This is a genomic window from Microvirga yunnanensis, from assembly GCF_025460875.1.
This window is the reverse complement of record NZ_JAMXFI010000086.1, coordinates 16,195-33,012: the sequence shown is the minus strand read 5'-3', so window position 1 is coordinate 33,012 and position 16,818 is coordinate 16,195. Positions and strand designations below refer to the sequence as shown.

General features: G+C 67.3%; 14 protein-coding genes. 2 read left to right on the top strand and 12 right to left on the bottom strand.

The genetic code is table 11. The features are described from left to right. Nucleotides 1-124 precede the first annotated feature (124 nt). The 3 genes from NF876_RS30360 to NF876_RS30350 all read right to left on the bottom strand — a co-directional run bounded on the left by NF876_RS30360 (nucleotide 125) and on the right by NF876_RS30350 (nucleotide 2,790). A complete protein-coding gene (locus tag NF876_RS30360; protein WP_262271988.1) occupies nucleotides 125-892 on the bottom strand; it encodes an ABC transporter permease in 768 nt (255 codons plus the stop codon). Between the two features lie 7 nt (nucleotides 893-899). Beyond that, nucleotides 900-1,691 carry an ABC transporter ATP-binding protein gene (locus NF876_RS30355; RefSeq protein ID WP_262271987.1) on the bottom strand — a complete coding sequence of 264 codons (792 nt, stop codon included), beginning with the start codon at nucleotides 1,689-1,691 and terminating at the stop codon, nucleotides 900-902. Between the two features lie 61 nt (nucleotides 1,692-1,752). Further along, on the bottom strand, nucleotides 1,753-2,790 hold the full coding sequence (locus NF876_RS30350; protein ID WP_262271986.1) for an ABC transporter substrate-binding protein: 1,038 nt from the start codon (nucleotides 2,788-2,790) through the stop codon (nucleotides 1,753-1,755). A 304-nt stretch (nucleotides 2,791-3,094) separates the two neighbouring features. On the opposite strand from NF876_RS30350, the gene NF876_RS30345 reads away from it, so the two are divergent. Continuing rightward, on the top strand, nucleotides 3,095-4,102 hold the full coding sequence (locus NF876_RS30345; RefSeq protein ID WP_262271985.1) for a TerC family protein: 1,008 nt from the start codon (nucleotides 3,095-3,097) through the stop codon (nucleotides 4,100-4,102). A gap of 291 nt (nucleotides 4,103-4,393) precedes the next feature. On the opposite strand, the gene NF876_RS30340 is transcribed toward NF876_RS30345, so the two are convergent. Further along, nucleotides 4,394-4,855, bottom strand: a complete 462-nt coding sequence (locus NF876_RS30340) for an Lrp/AsnC ligand binding domain-containing protein (protein ID WP_262271984.1) — start codon at nucleotides 4,853-4,855, stop codon at nucleotides 4,394-4,396. Nucleotides 4,856-4,969: 114 nt separating this feature from the next. Between NF876_RS30340 and putA the strand changes: the two genes are divergently transcribed. Then, nucleotides 4,970-8,068: a bifunctional proline dehydrogenase/L-glutamate gamma-semialdehyde dehydrogenase PutA gene (gene putA, locus NF876_RS30335; protein ID WP_262271983.1), complete on the top strand. Its 3,099-nt coding sequence runs from the start codon at nucleotides 4,970-4,972 to the stop codon at nucleotides 8,066-8,068. A 141-nt stretch (nucleotides 8,069-8,209) separates the two neighbouring features. Here the strand turns inward: putA and NF876_RS30330 are convergent, their stop codons facing one another. From NF876_RS30330 to NF876_RS30295, 8 genes are all read right to left on the bottom strand, one after another. After that, the gene (locus NF876_RS30330; protein ID WP_262271982.1) at nucleotides 8,210-8,725 is read right to left on the bottom strand and encodes a 2'-5' RNA ligase family protein; all 516 of its coding nucleotides are present in this window, start codon (nucleotides 8,723-8,725) and stop codon (nucleotides 8,210-8,212) included. A gap of 39 nt (nucleotides 8,726-8,764) precedes the next feature. Next, nucleotides 8,765-9,166 carry a F0F1 ATP synthase subunit epsilon gene (locus tag NF876_RS30325; RefSeq protein WP_262271981.1) on the bottom strand — a complete coding sequence of 134 codons (402 nt, stop codon included), beginning with the start codon at nucleotides 9,164-9,166 and terminating at the stop codon, nucleotides 8,765-8,767. A gap of 116 nt (nucleotides 9,167-9,282) precedes the next feature. Next, nucleotides 9,283-10,737 (bottom strand): F0F1 ATP synthase subunit beta, encoded by a 1,455-nt coding sequence (gene atpD / locus NF876_RS30320; protein WP_262271980.1) that lies wholly within the window; start codon nucleotides 10,735-10,737, stop codon nucleotides 9,283-9,285. Nucleotides 10,738-10,759: 22 nt separating this feature from the next. Then, a complete protein-coding gene (locus NF876_RS30315; RefSeq protein ID WP_262271979.1) occupies nucleotides 10,760-11,632 on the bottom strand; it encodes a F0F1 ATP synthase subunit gamma in 873 nt (290 codons plus the stop codon). Nucleotides 11,633-11,687: 55 nt separating this feature from the next. Beyond that, on the bottom strand, nucleotides 11,688-13,217 hold the full coding sequence (gene atpA, locus NF876_RS30310) for a F0F1 ATP synthase subunit alpha (RefSeq protein ID WP_262271978.1): 1,530 nt from the start codon (nucleotides 13,215-13,217) through the stop codon (nucleotides 11,688-11,690). Beyond that, nucleotides 13,217-13,789 carry a F0F1 ATP synthase subunit delta gene (locus NF876_RS30305; protein ID WP_262271977.1) on the bottom strand — a complete coding sequence of 191 codons (573 nt, stop codon included), beginning with the start codon at nucleotides 13,787-13,789 and terminating at the stop codon, nucleotides 13,217-13,219. The genes atpA and NF876_RS30305 overlap by 1 nt, the downstream gene beginning before the upstream one ends. 241 nt (nucleotides 13,790-14,030) lie before the next feature. After that, entirely contained in the window at nucleotides 14,031-14,591 is a 561-nt protein-coding gene (locus tag NF876_RS30300) for a histidine phosphatase family protein (protein WP_262271976.1), read from the bottom strand. Between the two features lie 32 nt (nucleotides 14,592-14,623). Then, nucleotides 14,624-16,786: a primosomal protein N' gene (locus tag NF876_RS30295; protein ID WP_262271975.1), complete on the bottom strand. Its 2,163-nt coding sequence runs from the start codon at nucleotides 16,784-16,786 to the stop codon at nucleotides 14,624-14,626. Between the last annotated feature and the right edge of the window lie 32 nt (nucleotides 16,787-16,818).

Sequence of the window (16,818 nt, the reverse complement as noted above, 5' to 3'; positions counted from 1 at the left end):
TCAGCCACCCGCACCCGCAGATCGAGAGAATAGCAGTGACCCATGATCCACCTCCCGTTCCACAGAGTGAATCACAGATCTCACCAAGCCAAAACCCCGGGAGTCGGATTTCCTGTCCGGTGCTCTAGGCCGCCATCTGGGAGCGCTGGGCCCAGCCGGTCATCGAGCGCTCGACAGAAGCCGTGATCGCGTACATGACGACGCCCAGCACCGCCAGCACCACGAGGGCGGCCCAGACGAGGGGCACCTCGAAGGCGGCGGACGCGCGGGTGAGCAGGTTGCCGATGCCCACATTCGACGCATTCTGCTCGCCGATGACGGAGCCCACATAGGCGAGCGTGATCGCCACCTTGAGCGAGCCGAAGAAATACGGCATGGCGCGGGGCACGCCGACCTTGAACACGATGTCGCGCTTCGACGCGCCGAGCGCCCGCAGCACGTCCTCCATCTCCGGCTCCACGGTGGAGATTCCCGTGGCGACGTTCACCACGATGGGGAAGAACGAGATCAGGAACGCCGCCATGACCGGCGGAACCCAGCCGACGCCGAACCAGAACACGAGAATCGGCACCACGGCGACCTTCGGGATCGAGTTGAAGCCAACGAGCAGCGGATACGACCCGGCATTGATGAGCCGCGACGAGCCGAGCACCATGCCGAGCAGCAGGCCGAATCCGACCGCGAGGCCGAAGCCGGCCAGCGTCATCCAGAGGGTGTGCATGGCGTGATAGGCGAGCTGGGTCCGATACTCCCATACGGCGAGAAGGATCGTGGACGGCGCCGGCAGGATGAAGCTCGAAATCCTCAGGACATGGCAGAGGATCTCCCAGAGCGCGAAGAAGCCGATGGTGAAGACCCAGGGTGCGAGGGCGAGCTGATTCTTGGTTTTCATGGGTGTCTCATGCCGCCCTGCGTGCCTGCGCGATATGCCCGCGCAGGTCGTGAACGAGCTCGGAAAACTCCGGCGTGTAGGTGATCTCGAGATCGCGCGGCCGCGGGAACGCTACCTCCCGCTCGGCCACGATCCGCCCCGGCCGGGCGCTCATGCAGAAGATCCGGTCGGCCAGGAACGCGGCCTCGCGCAGGTCGTGGGTGACGAGGATGATCGTGACCTTCTGGGCCGCATGCAGATCACGCATCACGCACCACAATTCCTCGCGGGTGAAGCTGTCGAGGGCGCCGAAAGGCTCGTCGAGCATCAGGAGCTTCGGCTCGTGGATCAGGGCGCGGCACAGGGAGGCCCGCTGCTGCATGCCGCCCGAGAGCTGCCAGGGAAATTTGTGCCCCTGGCCCTTCAGGCCCACCTGGGCGAGCAGGCTCTCGGCCTTGGCCACGTACTCCGCCTTGTGGCGGCGCAGCCGCGAACGGTGCGGCTCGACGATCTCGAGCGGCAGCAGGATGTTGTCCAGGGTCGTCCGCCAGGGCAGCATGGTGGGGTTCTGGAAGGCCATGCCGGCGAGCTTGACGGGGGCTCCCACCTGCCTGCCATCGACGATCACCGTTCCCTCGCGCGGGAATTGGAGCCCGGTGGCGAGCTTCATGAGGGTGGACTTGCCGCAGCCCGAGGGGCCGACGATGGCGGCGAACTCGCCCTCGCCGACCTTGAGATTCAGGTTCCTGACCGCGGGCAGGCCGTCCTCGGCCCGGGCATAGACATGGGTGACGTCATGGATGTCGACGAAGGGTTTCATGAAGCCGTGCCGGTGAGCCAAAGGAAAAAGCCCGGCTATCGTAATGGCCGGGCCCGGCGGATCAGTTCACTTTGCGCTGGTCGGCGGCGGGCAGGAACTCCTCCGTGAACACGGCGCCGACCTCAGGCTTGTTCTTGTAGGCGAAGGTCAGGCCGATCTGGTCGAGGGCCTTGGCGAAGCGCTCCTTGTCGATGCCGCCGAAGCCGTTCTCCTTGACGAAGGGCGTGATCATGTTCTGCTCCAGCACCATCTTGAGGCGTTCGAGCTCCACGTCCTTCTTGGCCACGTCGTTGCGCTTGATCACCGAATCGACCGCGCTCGAGGGATCCTTCACGGTGTCCTGCACGCCCTTCATGATCGCGCGCAGCAGGCCCTTGACGGCCTCCGGCTTCTCCTGGGCGAATTTCTGCGACACGATGATGGTGTTGCCGTAGAGATCGACGCCGTAATCGCTCATCAGCATCACGACGATGTCGTCCGCCGGAACCCCGCGGGATTTCAGGTTGATGTAGGACGACATGGAGAAGCCGAACACCGCGTCGACTTCGCCTTGCGCCAGCATCGGCTCCCGGACCGGGAAGCCCACGTTCTCGAACTTCATGGTGGAATCGTCGATCTTGTTGACCGCCTTGAAGATCGGCCATTGCGCGTAGGCGCCGTCGGCCGCCGGAGCGCCGAACTTCTTGCCCTGCAGGCTCGACACCTCCTTGGTGATGCCCCGGCTCTTGCGCCCGATGAGCGCGAAGGGGGGACGGTCGTAGATCACCATCACGGCCTTGATGTCCGTGCCCGGATTCTCGTCCCGGAAGCGCACGAGAGAATTCACGTCGCCGAAGCCCGCGTCATAGGTGCCGGACGCCACGCGGGAGATCGGCTCGCGGGAGCCCGCCGCCGGATCGATCGTCACGTCGAGCCCCTCGGCCTTGAAGTAGCCCTTGTCGATCGCGACCGCGAAGGGGGCCGCCGGTCCCTCCCAGCGCCAGTCCAGCGAGAATCTCACCGGCGTCTGGGCCTGGGCGGCCGCGGATCCGAGGAGCACGGCCGCGCCGGCCAGCATCCCCGTGATCCACCTCGCCTTCGTCGAACGATCCGCAAACATCACCGTCACCTCTGATTGTTATGGCCCGGAGCCTCGTGGCGCTCTTTTGCGGCCGCCTGCCCGGTTCCCGACCATGCAATCAGATCGGCTCTCCGGGTCAAGTCTCTTGGCCGGGCACCCCTGCCATCGGGGCGGGCATCTGACGGAAAATTGAGCAGAAATTGTCGGGTTCCGCGCTCTTGAAGGCCGCAAGGGCGCTCCCCACGTTGGATCCCATCGGCGACCGGGCCCCTCTGGCAGGACGTGAGCACACGACTGCGATGTCGGAGCCGATGCTTGAACAGAAGCAATCAAAGGTCCGGTTATGCCAGAATTCCTGCTCATGGAATGGCTGGGAAAGCCCGTCTGGATGTGGACGGCTTTCCTCAGCCTTGTCGTTTTTCTCCTCGCTTTCGATCTCGGTGTCCTGAACAGGAAGGACCGGGAGCTCGGCGTGAAGGAGAGCCTTCTCCTGTCCGCCTTCTACATCGGCATCGCGACCGCCTTCGGCGCCTATATCTGGTGGTCGTTCGAGACCGGCCTGCTGGTGACCGAGGACGGCACGCACGCGGGTATTTCCTACTTCACGGGCTTCTTCATCGAGAAGTCCCTGTCGATCGACAACGTCTTCGTGATCTCGCTGATCTTCAGCTACTTCGCGATCCCCCGGAAGTACCAGTATCGCGCCCTCGTCTGGGGCATCGTGGGCGTCATCGTCCTGCGCGGCATCATGATCGCCCTGGGCGCCGCCCTGGTGCAGGAATACGCCTGGATGCTCTATCTCTTCGGCGCCTTCCTCATCGCCACGGGCATCAAGATGCTGATCGTTCCGGAGAGCGATCCCGACATCGAGAAGAACCCCCTGGTCCGTTTCCTGCGCAAGCACATGCGGGTGACGAACCGGCTTCACGATCAGCACTTCTTCGTGCGCGAACCGGATCCGAAGTCAGGCAGGATCGTCACCTGGGCGACGCCGCTGTTCCTCGCCCTCGTGGTGATCAACGTGGCCGACCTGATCTTCGCGGTGGATTCGGTGCCGGCGATCTTCGCGATCACCACGGACACCTTCGTGGTCTACACGGCCAACATCATGGCGATCCTGGGCCTGCGGGCGCTCTACTTCGCCCTGGCCGCCATGGTGCACCGGTTCCACTACCTGAAATACGCGCTCGCCCTGGTGCTCGTCTTCATCGGCGGCAAGATCTTCTGGAACCAGCTCGTGGGCAAGCTCGACCCGACCATCTCGCTCGGCGTCACCCTCGCGCTGATCGCCGGCGGCGTCGTCTACTCGCTGTGGAAGACGAAGGACGAGGATAGGACGGTGGCAGGCTAAAGCATCGGACGTGAAAAGTGGACTTGCACTTTTGGGATCCATCCGATGCTTTCTTCTTGAATGAGAGCATCGGTCCGGACGGACCCAGCGGGCCGCTGACGCGGCCCGCTGGGTCCGTCCGATGCTCTAAGGCACCTCTCGGCGTCATCACCGGACCTCTCCCGGTGACGACAAACTCTCACGTCATGGCCGGGCTTGTCCCGGCCATCTCGATTGGGAAAAGCACCGCGCTCCACGCGATCGCAGGCGCCGGGACGAGCCCGGTGACGACGGAGAGAAACGCCACGGCCGTCACACCGGCAGCATCCCGTCGCTCTTCACCTCCTCCATGACCGCATAGGTGCGGGTCTCCTTCACGCCCGGCAGGGCCAGCAGGATCTCGCCGAGGAAGTGGCGATAGGCGGCCATGTCGGCCACGCGGGTCTTGACCAGGTAGTCGAACCCGCCCGCCACCATGTGGCATTCGAGGACCTCGGGGGCCCGTTTCACCGCGGCGGCGAATTTCTCGAACACGTCCGGCGTGGTCTTGTCGAGGGAGACCTCCACGAAGACCAGGAGCTCGAGGCCGAGCCGGTGCGGATCGAGCCTGACGCCATACCCGGCGATGACGCCCTCCCGCTGCAGACGCTTCACCCGTTCGCCCGTGGAGGTGGGCGACAATCCCACCTTTTCGGCGAGCTCCACGGTGGCGATGCGGCCATCCGTCTGGAGAGCCTTGAGGATCTTGCGATCAATCCGGTCCAAATCCGCCATTTCCACGGCCCTTTCGGCTTTTCTCCGCTCTTTCTAAGGCAAGATCCCGAATTTTGCCATCGAAGCACGGCCAACGCCCTCCTATATTTCGGGAAACATCCAGAGGACATTTCCATGAGCCCTGCCACCAGCGCCGCCCTGCCCTTCAACCCGCCCTTCGCAGAGGACGACAAGGCCCTCGCGGCCCGGCTCCTCGCGAGCGCCCGTCTCTCGCCGGAGCGGGAAAAGCGCGTGGACGAGCAGGCGACCCGCCTGATCGAGGCGATTCGCGCCAAGGGCGGCGGCCTCGGCGGCGTCGAGGAGATGCTGCGGGAATACGCGCTCTCCACCAAGGAGGGGCTGGCGCTCATGGTTCTGGCCGAAGCCCTGCTGCGGGTGCCGGATGCCGCCACCGCCGACAGGCTGATCGAGGACAAGCTGGGCCAGGCCGATTTCGCCGGCCACGAGGCGAAATCCGACGCGTTCCTCGTCTCGGCCTCGGCCTGGGCGCTCGGCATCACGGCGCGGATCATCCAGCCCGGCGAGACCCCGGAGAGCATCCTGGGCCAGCTCACCAAGCGCCTCGGCCTGCCCGCCGTCCGCACCGCCACCCGCCAGGCCATGCGGGTGATGGGGAACCATTTCGTGCTCGGCCAGACCATCGACGAGGCCCTGAAGCGGGCCACCTCGTCCAAGGGCCGCCTCTACCGCTATTCCTTCGACATGCTGGGCGAAGGCGCCCGCACGGCCGAGGACGCCCGCCGCTACTTCGATTCGTATGCCTCCGCCATCGACGCGATCGGCCGCTCCGCCGGCAACGAGCCGCTGCCGAACCGGCCGGGCATCTCGGTGAAGCTCTCGGCCCTCCATCCGCGCTACGAGGCCACGAGCCGCGAGCGGGTCATGCGCGAGCTGGTGCCCCTCGTGATCGAATTGGCCCGGAAGGCGAAATCCTACGATCTCAACTTCACCGTCGATGCCGAGGAGGCGGACCGGCTGGAACTGTCGCTCGAGGTGATCGAGGCCGTGCTCGCCGATCCCTCGCTCGCCGACTGGAAGGGTTTCGGCCTCGCCATCCAGGCCTACCAGAAGCGGGCCGGGTCGGTGGTCGATGCGATCGCCGCCATGGCGGAGCGCTACGACCGGCAGCTCATGGTGCGCCTGGTGAAGGGCGCCTATTGGGACACGGAGGTGAAGCGCGCCCAGGAGCGCGGCCTCGACGATTATCCGGTCTTCACCCGCAAGGCGATGACGGATCTGCACTACATGGCCTGCGCCGAGAAGATGCTGTCCTTGCGCCCGCGCATCTACCCGCAATTCGCCACCCACAACGCGCTCACCGTCGCGTCGATCATCGAGCGGGCCGGCGGCACGGAGGGTTACGAGTTCCAGCGCCTGCACGGGATGGGCGAGGCGCTCTATGCGCGCCTCCTGGAGGACAGGCCGGGCCTGGCCTGCCGGGCCTATGCGCCGGTGGGCGGCCATCGCGATCTCCTTGCCTATCTGGTGCGCCGTCTCCTGGAGAACGGGGCGAACTCCTCCTTCGTGTCGGTCGCGGCCGACACGAACGTCCCTGTCGAGTCGCTCCTGAAGCGTCCGGCGGACATCATTGTGTCGGCCGACAAGGCGCGCCACCCGAAGCTCCCGCTGCCGCGTGACCTTTATGGCCCGGAGCGTCCCAACTCGCGGGGCGTGGAATTCGGCCACCAGGCCTCCCTCGACGCGCTCCTGGCCGAGATCAGGACAGGTGGGCGGCAGAGCTTCAAGGCGGAGCCGCTCATCGACGGCAGGGCCGCACCCGGTGCCACCCGTCCGGTGGTCAGCCCCATCGACGGCAGCACCGTGGCCGGCCACGTGACGGAAGCCGCGCCGGAGGCGGCCGACCGGGCGATGGCGGCAGCGCAGGCGGGTTTTCCCGGCTGGAGCCGCACCGATGCGAACACCCATGCGAAAGCCCTCCAGCGGGCGGCCGATCTTCTGGAGGAGCGCCGCGGCGCGCTGCTGCACCTGTTGCAGGCCGAGGCGGGCAAGACCCTCGACGATGCGCTCTCGGAGGTGCGCGAGGCCGTCGATTTCCTCCGCTACTATGCCGTTCAGGGCCGCGCCCTGTTCGGCGCCGGCGAGGCGATGCCCGGCCCCACGGGCGAGAGCAACGTGCTGCGTCTGCGCGGCCGCGGCGTGTTCGTTGCGATCTCGCCCTGGAACTTCCCGCTCGCGATCTTCCTCGGTCAGGTCGGCGCCGCGCTGATGGCCGGCAACGCCGTCGTGGCGAAGCCCGCCGAGCAGACGCCGCTGATCGCGGACTTCGCCGTTCGCATCCTCCACGAGGCGGGCGTTCCGAAAACGGCCCTGCACCTCGTGCCGGGCGACGGGCGCGTCGGGGCGCGCCTCGTCGAGCACAAGGATGTGGCCGGCGTGGTCTTCACCGGCTCGACCGAGGTCGCGCGCATCATCAACCGAACCCTCGCCGGCAAGGACGCCGCCATCGTGCCGCTGATCGCCGAGACGGGCGGCATCAACGCGATGATCGTCGATGCCACCGCGCTGCCCGAGCAGGTAGCCGACGACGTGGTGATGTCGGCGTTCCGGTCGGCCGGCCAGCGCTGCTCCGCTCTGCGTCTGCTCTGCGTCCAGGACGACGTGGCCGACCGCATGATCGAGATGATCGCCGGCAATGCCCGCGAGCTGAAGATCGGGGACCCGCGCGAGATCTCGACGCATATCGGTCCGGTGATCGACCGGGAGGCGAAGGAGAAGCTCGACGCCCATGTCGCGGCGATGACCGCATCGGCGAAGGTGCATTATGCCGGCGAGGCCCCGGCGGCGGGGACCTATGTGGCGCCGCACATCTTCGAGCTGAACAGGCCGCATGATCTCGCCCAGGAGGTGTTCGGCCCGGTGCTGCACGTGGTGCGCTACAGGGCGGACCGGCTGGAGGATGTACTGCAGGCGATCGAGGGCACGGGCTACGGCCTGACGCTGGGCGTCCACTCGCGCATCGATGCGACGGTCTCGCGGGTCATCCAGGCCCTGTCGGTGGGCAACGTCTACGTGAACCGCAACATGATCGGCGCGGTGGTGGGCGTGCAGCCCTTCGGCGGACACGGCCTGTCCGGCACGGGGCCGAAGGCCGGGGGCCCGCATTATCTCCTGCGCTTCGCCACCGAGCAGACGGTGACGATCAACACCGCCGCGGCGGGCGGCAACGCCAACCTGATCGCCATGGGGGAATAGGGCCGGCGCCGCGTCGATCGCCCGGGCCACACCTCCTCCACGTCGTCACCGGCCTTGTGCCGGTGATCCCTCTTGGTGGTCGCGCACCGCTCGTCGTGTCGCCATGGCCGGGGCAAGCCCGGCCGGCGCCTGGTGGATCGTTCAGGCGGTGAAGCCGAAGCGGCCGGCCATCTCCCACGGTCCGCCGCGATACCACCACAGGTCCAGACCGATCGCCTCGGCCTGAAAGGGCTGGAAGCGTTCGCTGAGATCTTCCAGGAGAGCCCTGGCCTGGACGGGGTCGACCTTGTTCTGCACAGTCACGTGCGGCTGGTGATTCTGCCGGTCCTGAGGCTTGAGCCAGTCGTTCCAGGTCAGCGCCAGGGCGCGGCGCAGGTGCGCGAGTTCCGGGGATTGGAGCGTATAGGCGACGCCCCGTCCGAGAGGCCGGAGGCCGGTGACGGCGAGCGGGAATGGCTCGCGGCCGGCGATCGTCCGCTCAATGTCGCGCTGGATCGCGGGACGGTGCTCGCCCGGCAGCGCGTGGAACAGGGTGAGGTGGGCCGGGATGAAGTTGCGGTCGGGCGGAAAGTAGCGCCGTCTCTGCGCGTCGAAGAAGGCGAACGAGTGCTCGTCGAGCCGGAGCGTGAGGATGAGCGGCGGGCTGTCGGGGGTCATGCCATGAAAAACCCGGCGCGGGGCCGGGTTGTTTCAGTCTCAGAAGTTCAGTGCCGCCTTGGCTTCGCGCAGCTGCGCGATGGCTGATTCCGCGGCGTGTTTCGCGGCCGGCTCGTTGGTGGCGTCGTAGTGCATCTCGGCGGTCAGGATTTCCTGGTCGAGGATGTCCTGGGTCAGCTCTTCCTCGGGAAGGGCGCGTTCGGCCAGGACCGTGAGGCCGTTCTGGTTGACGTCGGCGAAGCCGCCGCGCACGAGAACCCGCCGTCCGTTGCCGGGCGTGCTGGTGACGACGAGGAACCCGGTCTTGAGGGTGGTCATCACCGGCGAGTGGCCGGCCAGAACCGTCATGTCGCCCTCGGTCGCCGGCAGCACGACGGCGTCCACGGCGCCGGAGAACAAGACGCGCTCAGGGGACACGAGTTCGAAGGTGAAGGTAGCCATCTGTGCTCCTCGTCATCCCGCGGCCGCCGGGCGGTCGGGAATCGTTTGGGAGATACGCTTGGACACGACCATCCCGGAGCGTGGATGCACGGCTCCGGGATGACGTCTGGTTCGACTTAGGCCGCTTCGGCCGCGAGGCGCTGGGCCTTCTCGACGGCTTCCTCGATGGTGCCGACCATGTAGAAGGCAGCCTCCGGGAGGTGGTCGTACTGGCCCTCGACGAGACCCTTGAAGCCCTTGATGGTGTCTTCGAGCGCCACGAGCTTGCCGGGCGAGCCGGTGAACACTTCCGCCACGTGGAAGGGCTGCGACAGGAAGCGCTCGATCTTGCGGGCGCGGGCGACGGTGAGCTTGTCCTCTTCGGACAGCTCGTCCATGCCCAGGATCGCGATGATGTCCTGGAGCGCCTTGTAGCGCTGCAGCACCTGCTGGACCTGACGGGCGGTGTTATAGTGCTCCTCGCCGACGATAGCGGCCGAGAGCATGCGCGAGGTCGAGTCGAGCGGGTCCACGGCCGGGTAGATGCCCTTCTCGGCGATGGAGCGCGACAGCACGGTCGTGGCGTCGAGGTGGGCGAAGGACGTGGCCGGAGCCGGGTCGGTCAGGTCGTCGGCCGGCACGTAGATGGCCTGCACCGAGGTGATCGAACCCTTGGTGGTGGTGGTGATGCGCTCCTGCAGGGCGCCCATGTCGGTGGACAGCGTCGGCTGGTAGCCCACGGCCGAGGGGATACGGCCGAGAAGCGCCGACACCTCGGAGCCCGCCTGGGTGAAGCGGAAGATGTTGTCCACGAAGAACAGCACGTCCTGGCCCTGGTCGCGGAAGTTCTCGGCCACGGTCAGGCCGGTGAGCGCGACGCGGGCGCGGGCGCCCGGGGGCTCGTTCATCTGGCCGTACACGAGGGCGCACTTGGAGCCGACGGCCGAACCGGCCTCGCGGGGATCCACGTTCACCTTCGACTCGATCATCTCGTGGTAGAGGTCGTTGCCCTCGCGGGTGCGCTCGCCGACGCCGGCGAACACGGAGTAGCCGCCGTGCGCCTTCGCGACGTTGTTGATGAGCTCCATGATCAGCACGGTCTTGCCGACGCCGGCGCCGCCGAAGAGGCCGATCTTACCGCCCTTGGCATAGGGAGCCAGCAGGTCGACGACCTTGATGCCCGTGACCAGGATCTGACCTTCCGTGGACTGCTCGGCGTAGGACGGAGCCGGCTGGTGGATGGCGCGGGTGCCTTCGCCCACGATGGGGCCGGCTTCATCGACCGGCTCGCCGATGACGTTCATGATGCGCCCGAGGGTGGCGGCGCCGACCGGCACCGAGATCGGCGCGCCGGTATCGGTGACAGGCTGTCCGCGCACCAGGCCTTCGGAGGTGTCCATGGCGATGCAGCGCACGGTGCTCTCGCCGAGCTGCTGGGCCACTTCGAGCACGAGGCGGTTGCCGCCGTTCGTGGTCTCGAGGGCGTTCAGGATCTCCGGCAGGTGTCCTTCGAACTGCACGTCGACGACGGCGCCGATGACCTGCGTGATGTGACCGGTCGCCTTGCCGGCAGTGGTAGCGGTGTTGGCCATGATTGGCTCCTCTCGGATGTCGTCAGAGCGCCTCGGCGCCCGAGATGATTTCGATCAGTTCCTTGGTGATCATCGCCTGACGGGACCGGTTGTAGGTCATCGTCTGCTTCTTGATCATTTCGCCCGCGTTGCGGGTCGCGTTGTCCATGGCGCTCATGCGGGCGCCCTGTTCGGAGGCGGCGTTCTCAAGCAGCGCGCGGAAGATCTGCACGGTGAGGTTCCGCGGCAGGAGCGTGGTGAGGATCTCGCCTTCCTCGGGCTCGTAGTCGTAGACCGCGTCGGTGGCGCCGGCGCTGGCCTCGATCTCGGCCGGGATGATCTGCTGCGCGGTCGGGATCTGGGCGATCACCGAGCGGAAGCGCGAGTAGAACAGGGTCGCCACGTCGAACTCGCCCGCCTCGAAACGGCCGAGGATCTTCTGGGCGATCTGGTCCGCCTGCTCGAAGCCGATCTGGCGCACCGCCCGCAGGTCGACGAACTCGATGATCTGCTCGGCGAACTGGCGACGCAGGATGTCGTAGCCCTTCTTGCCGACGCAGATGATCTTGACCGTCTTGCCTTCGGCGAGGAGCCGGTTGGCGTGGTCGCGGGCGAGGCGCGCGATCGAGGAGTTGAACGCGCCGCACAGGCCGCGCTCGGCCGTGCAGACGACCAGCAGGTGGACGCGGTCGGAACCGGTGCCGGCCAGGAGGCGCGGCGTGTCGGGCCCGACCGTAATGCCGGACGCGAGGTTGCCGAGCACCACGGCCATGCGCTCCGCGTAAGGACGCGCGGCTTCCGCCGCGGTCTGCGCGCGGCGCAGCTTCGCGGCGGCCACCATCTGCATGGCCTTGGTTATCTTCTGCGTCGCCTTGACCGAGGCGATGCGGTTACGAAGGTCTTTCAAGCTCGGCATCGAGCGGCCCTACCCTCTCCGGAAATCCGGCTGGATCTTACGAGAACGGAAGTCTTTACGAGAAAGACTTGGCGAAGGTCTGGACCACGTCCTTGAGCTTCGCTTCCGAGTCGCTCGACAGGTCCTTCGAAGCCCGGATGGCATCGAGGATATCGGCGTGCTTGCCGCGCAGGAGCGAGAGCAGCCCGTCCTCGAACGCCCGCACCCGGTTGAGGGGCAGGTTGTCGAGGTAGCCGTTCACGCCGGCGTAGATCACGGCGACCTGCTCTTCCATCTTCAGCGGCGAGAACTGCGGCTGCTTCAGGAGCTCGGTCAGGCGCGAACCGCGGTTCAGGAGGCGCTGCGTGGTGGCGTCGAGGTCGGAGCCGAACTGGGCGAAGGCCGCCATCTCGCGGTACTGGGCCAGCTCGCCCTTGATCTTGCCCGCGACCTTCTTCATCGCCTTCGTCTGGGCCGAGGAGCCCACGCGCGACACCGAGAGGCCGACGTTCACCGCCGGACGGATGCCCTGGTAGAACAGGTCGGTCTCGAGGAAGATCTGGCCGTCGGTGATCGAGATCACGTTGGTCGGGATGTAGGCCGACACGTCGTTGGCCTGCGTCTCGATGACCGGCAGAGCGGTGAGCGAGCCCGCGCCCTGGCTGTCGTTGAGCTTCGCCGCACGCTCGAGCAGGCGGGAGTGCAGGTAGAACACGTCGCCCGGATAAGCCTCGCGGCCCGGAGGACGACGGAGCAGGAGCGACATCTGACGGTAGGCGACGGCCTGCTTGGACAGGTCGTCATACACGATCACGGCGTGCATGCCGTTGTCGCGGAAGAACTCGCCCATGGCGCAGCCCGAGAAGGGCGCCAGGAACTGCATCGGAGCCGGGTCCGAAGCGGTGGCCGCGATGATGATGGAGTATTCCAGCGCGCCCTGCTCTTCGAGCACCTTCACGAACTGGGCCACCGTGGAGCGCTTCTGACCGACCGCGACGTACACGCAGTACAGCTTCTGCGATTCGTCGTTGCCCTGGTTGAGCGGCTTCTGGTTGAGGATCGTGTCGAGCACGACGGCGGTCTTGCCGGTCTGGCGGTCGCCGATGATCAGCTCGCGCTGGCCGCGGCCGACCGGGATCAGGGCGTCGATGGCCTTGAGGCCCGTCGCCATCGGCTCGTGCACCGACTTGCGCGGAATGATGCCGGGAGCCTTCACGTCCACGCGGCGGCGCTCCGTGGCCTGGATCGGGCCCTTGCCGTCGATGGGGTTGCCGAGCGCGTCGACGACGCGGCCGAGCAGGCCCTTGCCGACCGGCACGTCCACGATGGCGCCCGTGCGCTTCACGGTCTGGCCTTCGGCGATCTCGCGGTCGGAGCCGAACACCACGACGCCGACGTTGTCGGTCTCGAGGTTGAGCGCCATGCCGCGCACGCCGCTCTCGAATTCGACCATCTCGCCGGCCTGGACCTTGTCGAGGCCGTAGCAACGGGCAATGCCGTCACCGACGGACAGGACCTGCCCGACTTCGGTGACTTCAGCCTCGGTACCGAAGTTCTTGATCTGCTCTTTGAGGATCGCGGAGATCTCAGCGGCTCGAATGTCCATCAGCGGACCTCTTTCATCGCTAGACGAATGGAATTGAGTTTGGTGCGCACCGAGGCATCCACCATGCGGGACCCCATCTTCACGATGAGACCGCCGATGAGGCTCGGGTCGATTTTGACGTCGACGGAGACGTCAGCCTTGGCGACGTCGCGCAGCGCCGCCTTGATTTCGTTCAGGACCGTGTCGGACGGCGCTTCCGCCAGGGTGACCTGCGCCCGGACGATGCCCTTGGCATCGGACACCAGGTTCTGGAAGGCGCGGATCATGTCGGGCAGCGCGAAGAGCCGGCGCTTGGACGCGACGAGGCGGATGAAATTGCCCGAAAGGCCCGAGATGCCGGCCTTGTCGAGAATGGCCCCGATGGCGTTCGACTGCTCTTCGGCCGTGAAGATGGGGTTCTGGATCAGGCGCTGCAAGTCTTCGCTGCCGCGGATCATCTGATCGAAGCGGGCCAGGTCGCCGGCGACGGCATCCACGGCGTTCGCTTCGCGAGCGAGTTCGAACAGCGCCGAAGCATAGCGCAATGCTACGCCCGACAGGAGGGGTCCTTCTTGCGAACCGCTTTGCGCCACGTAACCGTCTCTCTCGTGTCTTAACGGGCCTCGGACCGGGGCAGCCTGCGAATGAGGCCCTCGGGAAACCCGTCAGGTGTGGAAATGAGCCCGGGGCGGGAGCCTTCTCCGCCCGTCAGGCGAGGGTGCACTAGCATGGGTTTTCCCAGGGCGCAAGGCGAGCCGGGCCCTGTCCGGCCGGGAAAAACCGGGCTGCCGGTTATGGTGAAGGCCCGGAGGAGCCGCCGCGGGGCAAAATGCGTCAGAGCTCCAGTGCGGCGACTTCGCAGTTGGCCAGGAACCGCCCCGTGAGCCTGCTGAAGAAGGTGCCGTGCCCGACGACGGCGATCATCGCCTCCGGCCGCTCGGAGAGCCACTGCCGGAACCGCTCGACCCGCTCCTCGAAGAGGTGAGCCGGCTCGTAGACGAAGCCGCGCTCGTTCACCTCGCCCTCGCTGTGCCACCAGACCTCGTCCAGGTGTCCGAAATGCAGGTGCGGAAAGTCCCGGGACAGCTGGGAGACCGCGCGGCCCACGTCGCAGCTGCTCTCCAGGTGCTCGCGGTGGAGGCACTCGACCAGGATCGGCGGGGCGGCCGGATGGGTTCCGAACAGGCCCATGGTGGTCTGGATCGCCCGGGTCAGGGGCGAGGTCACGACGAGCTCGTAGGGGTGCTGGCGCAGCTCCGGCGCCCGCTCGGCCACCTGCTGCTGGCCGAGTTCCGTGAGAGGCGCATCGAAATGGCCCGGATCCTCGCCGTGCTCGGCCCAGTGGGCGTTGAAGGTGGATTGGCCGTGGCGGATGCAATGGACGATCTTGGTCATGGGGCCTGTCTTGGTGGTGGGTGTTCGTTCGATCACAAAAAGCTTTGGGGATCCACGTCGATGGACACGCGGGTGTTGCCGCGGATCTTCGGGCAGCGGGCCATCCAGCCGCGCAGATAGGCCTGGAGGTCCACCTCGCGCTCGGTTTTCACCAGGAGCCGGAACCGGTAGCGGCCGCGGATCAGGGCGAGCGGCGCCTCGGCCGGCCCGAGCACCGTCACGCCGGGCGGCGGCTCGGCCACGAGGGCCATGCCCCGGGCATGCGCTTCCGCGACCTCGCGGTCCTCGGCCGAGACGATCAGGGAGGCGAGCCGTCCGAAGGGCGGCAGGCCGGCCATCTCGCGCACCCGGGTCTCCTCCTCGTAGAACCGTTCCGCGTCGCCCGAGATCAGGGCCGCAATCACCGGGTGGTCCGGCTGCCAGGTCTGGACCAGAGCCCGGCCCGGCTTCTCGCCGCGGCCGGCGCGGCCGGTCACCTGCTGGAGCATCTGGAAGGTGCGCTCGGCGGCGCGCGGATCGCCCGAGGTGAGGCCGATATCGGCGTCGAGCACCCCCACCAGGGTCATGAGCGGGAAGTTGTGCCCCTTGGCCACGAGCTGGGTGCCGATCACGATGTCGAGCTCGCCCGCGGCGATCGCCGCCAGTTCGGCCCGCAGCCGCTCCGTGCCGCCGGGAAAGTCGCTCGAGAGCACGATGCAGCGCTTGTCCGGGAACAGCGCGGCGGCCTCCTCGGCGATGCGCTCCACGCCGGGCCCGCACGGCACCAGCGAATCGACGCTGCCGCATTCGACGCAGGCGTGCGGGGTGCGCTCCACATGGCCGCAATGGTGGCACACGAGGGCGCGCCGGAAGCGGTGCTCCACCAGCCAGGAGGAGCAGTTGGGGCATTCGTAGCGGTGGGCGCAGGCCCGGCAGAGGGTGAGCGGCGCATAGCCGCGCCGGTTGAGGAAGAGGAGCGCCTGCTCGCCGCGCCCGACCGTGTCCTCCACGGCGCCCACCAGGGTCGGCGAGAGCCAGCGGCCCTTGGGAATGGCCTCCCGGCGCAGGTCCACGGCGCGGATCTGGGGCATGGAGCGGCCGCCGAATCGCTCGGGGAGACGCACATGGCGATAGCGCCCGCGCTCCACGTTGACCCGGCTCTCGATGGACGGCGTGGCGGAGGCGAGCACCACGGGGGCGTTCTCGATCCGGCCGCGGACCACTGCCATGTCCCGGGCATGGTAATGCACCCCGTCGTCCTGCTTGTAGGCGGTCTCGTGCTCCTCGTCGACGATGATGAGGCCGAGATCCGCGTAGGGCAGGAACAGGGCCGAGCGGGCGCCCGCCACCACCTTCACGTCGCCTGACGCGATGGCCGTGTAGAGCCGCTCGCGCCGGCGGCCCGCGACGCCCGAATGCCAGGTGGCGGGCTTGACCCCGAACCGGGCCGCGAAGCGGTCCAGGAACTGCGCCGTCAGGGCGATCTCGGGCATGAGGATCAGGGCCTGCCGACCCGCCCTCACGGTCGCGGCCACCGCCTCGAAATAGACCTCCGTCTTGCCGGAGCCCGTGACGCCTTCGAGGAGAATCACCGGCGGATGCTCCTCGCCCATGGCGGCGACGATCTCCTCGGCCGCCGCCTTCTGCCCGTTGGACAGAGCCGTGTGGCCGAAAGCCGGGTCCGGCGTCTCGGCGACGGGCTCGGCCAGCAGGGTGACCGTCTCGAGGGTTCCCTCGTCGATGAGCCCGTCGACGACGCCGTTGCTCACGCCGGCCGCATGCGCCAGCTCGCTCTTGAGCCGCACGGCCCCGTCCTTCGCGACCTCGATCACCTTCTGCCGGGCAGGCGTCATGCGCTTCGGCAAGGCGCCCGCCAGCCTCACGCCGACGCGGGCCACCTCCTGCCGGTCGGGATCCGGGATCTTGAGCCCCATGGCGAGCGCCGAGCCCTTGGGCGCCAGGGTGTACCAGGCGATCCAGTCCAGGAACTTGCGCATCCTGGACGACAGGTTCGGGGCCTCGATGACCCCCGTGACCTTCTTCAGGTTGCCGCCTTGGCCCTCGCGCAGGCCCCAGACGACACCGGCCACCTCCCGGTTGGCGAGCGGGACCTGGACCACGTCGCCCTCCTCGAGGGCAAGGCCGTCCGGCACGGCGTACGAATAGGCCGTGTCGAGCGCCAGCGGGATGAGGACGTCGGCGATCTTGGCGGCCATCAGCGGGAGAGCACGAAGAACGGGAACATGGC

Bases quoted from the DNA above. Each gene is read 5' to 3' on its own strand.
- NF876_RS30360 (WP_262271988.1), bottom strand. From the start codon at position 892: ATGAAAACCAAGAATCAGCTCGCCCTCGCACCCTGGGTCTTCACCATC.
- NF876_RS30355 (WP_262271987.1), bottom strand. From the start codon at position 1,691: ATGAAACCCTTCGTCGACATCCATGACGTCACCCATGTCTATGCCCGG.
- NF876_RS30350 (WP_262271986.1), bottom strand. From the start codon at position 2,790: ATGTTTGCGGATCGTTCGACGAAGGCGAGGTGGATCACGGGGATGCTG.
- NF876_RS30345 (WP_262271985.1), top strand. From the start codon at position 3,095: ATGCCAGAATTCCTGCTCATGGAATGGCTGGGAAAGCCCGTCTGGATG.
- NF876_RS30340 (WP_262271984.1), bottom strand. From the start codon at position 4,855: ATGGCGGATTTGGACCGGATTGATCGCAAGATCCTCAAGGCTCTCCAG.
- putA (WP_262271983.1), top strand. From the start codon at position 4,970: ATGAGCCCTGCCACCAGCGCCGCCCTGCCCTTCAACCCGCCCTTCGCA.
- NF876_RS30330 (WP_262271982.1), bottom strand. From the start codon at position 8,725: ATGACCCCCGACAGCCCGCCGCTCATCCTCACGCTCCGGCTCGACGAG.
- NF876_RS30325 (WP_262271981.1), bottom strand. From the start codon at position 9,166: ATGGCTACCTTCACCTTCGAACTCGTGTCCCCTGAGCGCGTCTTGTTC.
- atpD (WP_262271980.1), bottom strand. From the start codon at position 10,737: ATGGCCAACACCGCTACCACTGCCGGCAAGGCGACCGGTCACATCACG.
- NF876_RS30315 (WP_262271979.1), bottom strand. From the start codon at position 11,632: ATGCCGAGCTTGAAAGACCTTCGTAACCGCATCGCCTCGGTCAAGGCG.
- atpA (WP_262271978.1), bottom strand. From the start codon at position 13,217: ATGGACATTCGAGCCGCTGAGATCTCCGCGATCCTCAAAGAGCAGATC.
- NF876_RS30300 (WP_262271976.1), bottom strand. From the start codon at position 14,591: ATGACCAAGATCGTCCATTGCATCCGCCACGGCCAATCCACCTTCAAC.
- NF876_RS30295 (WP_262271975.1), bottom strand. From the start codon at position 16,786: ATGGCCGCCAAGATCGCCGACGTCCTCATCCCGCTGGCGCTCGACACG.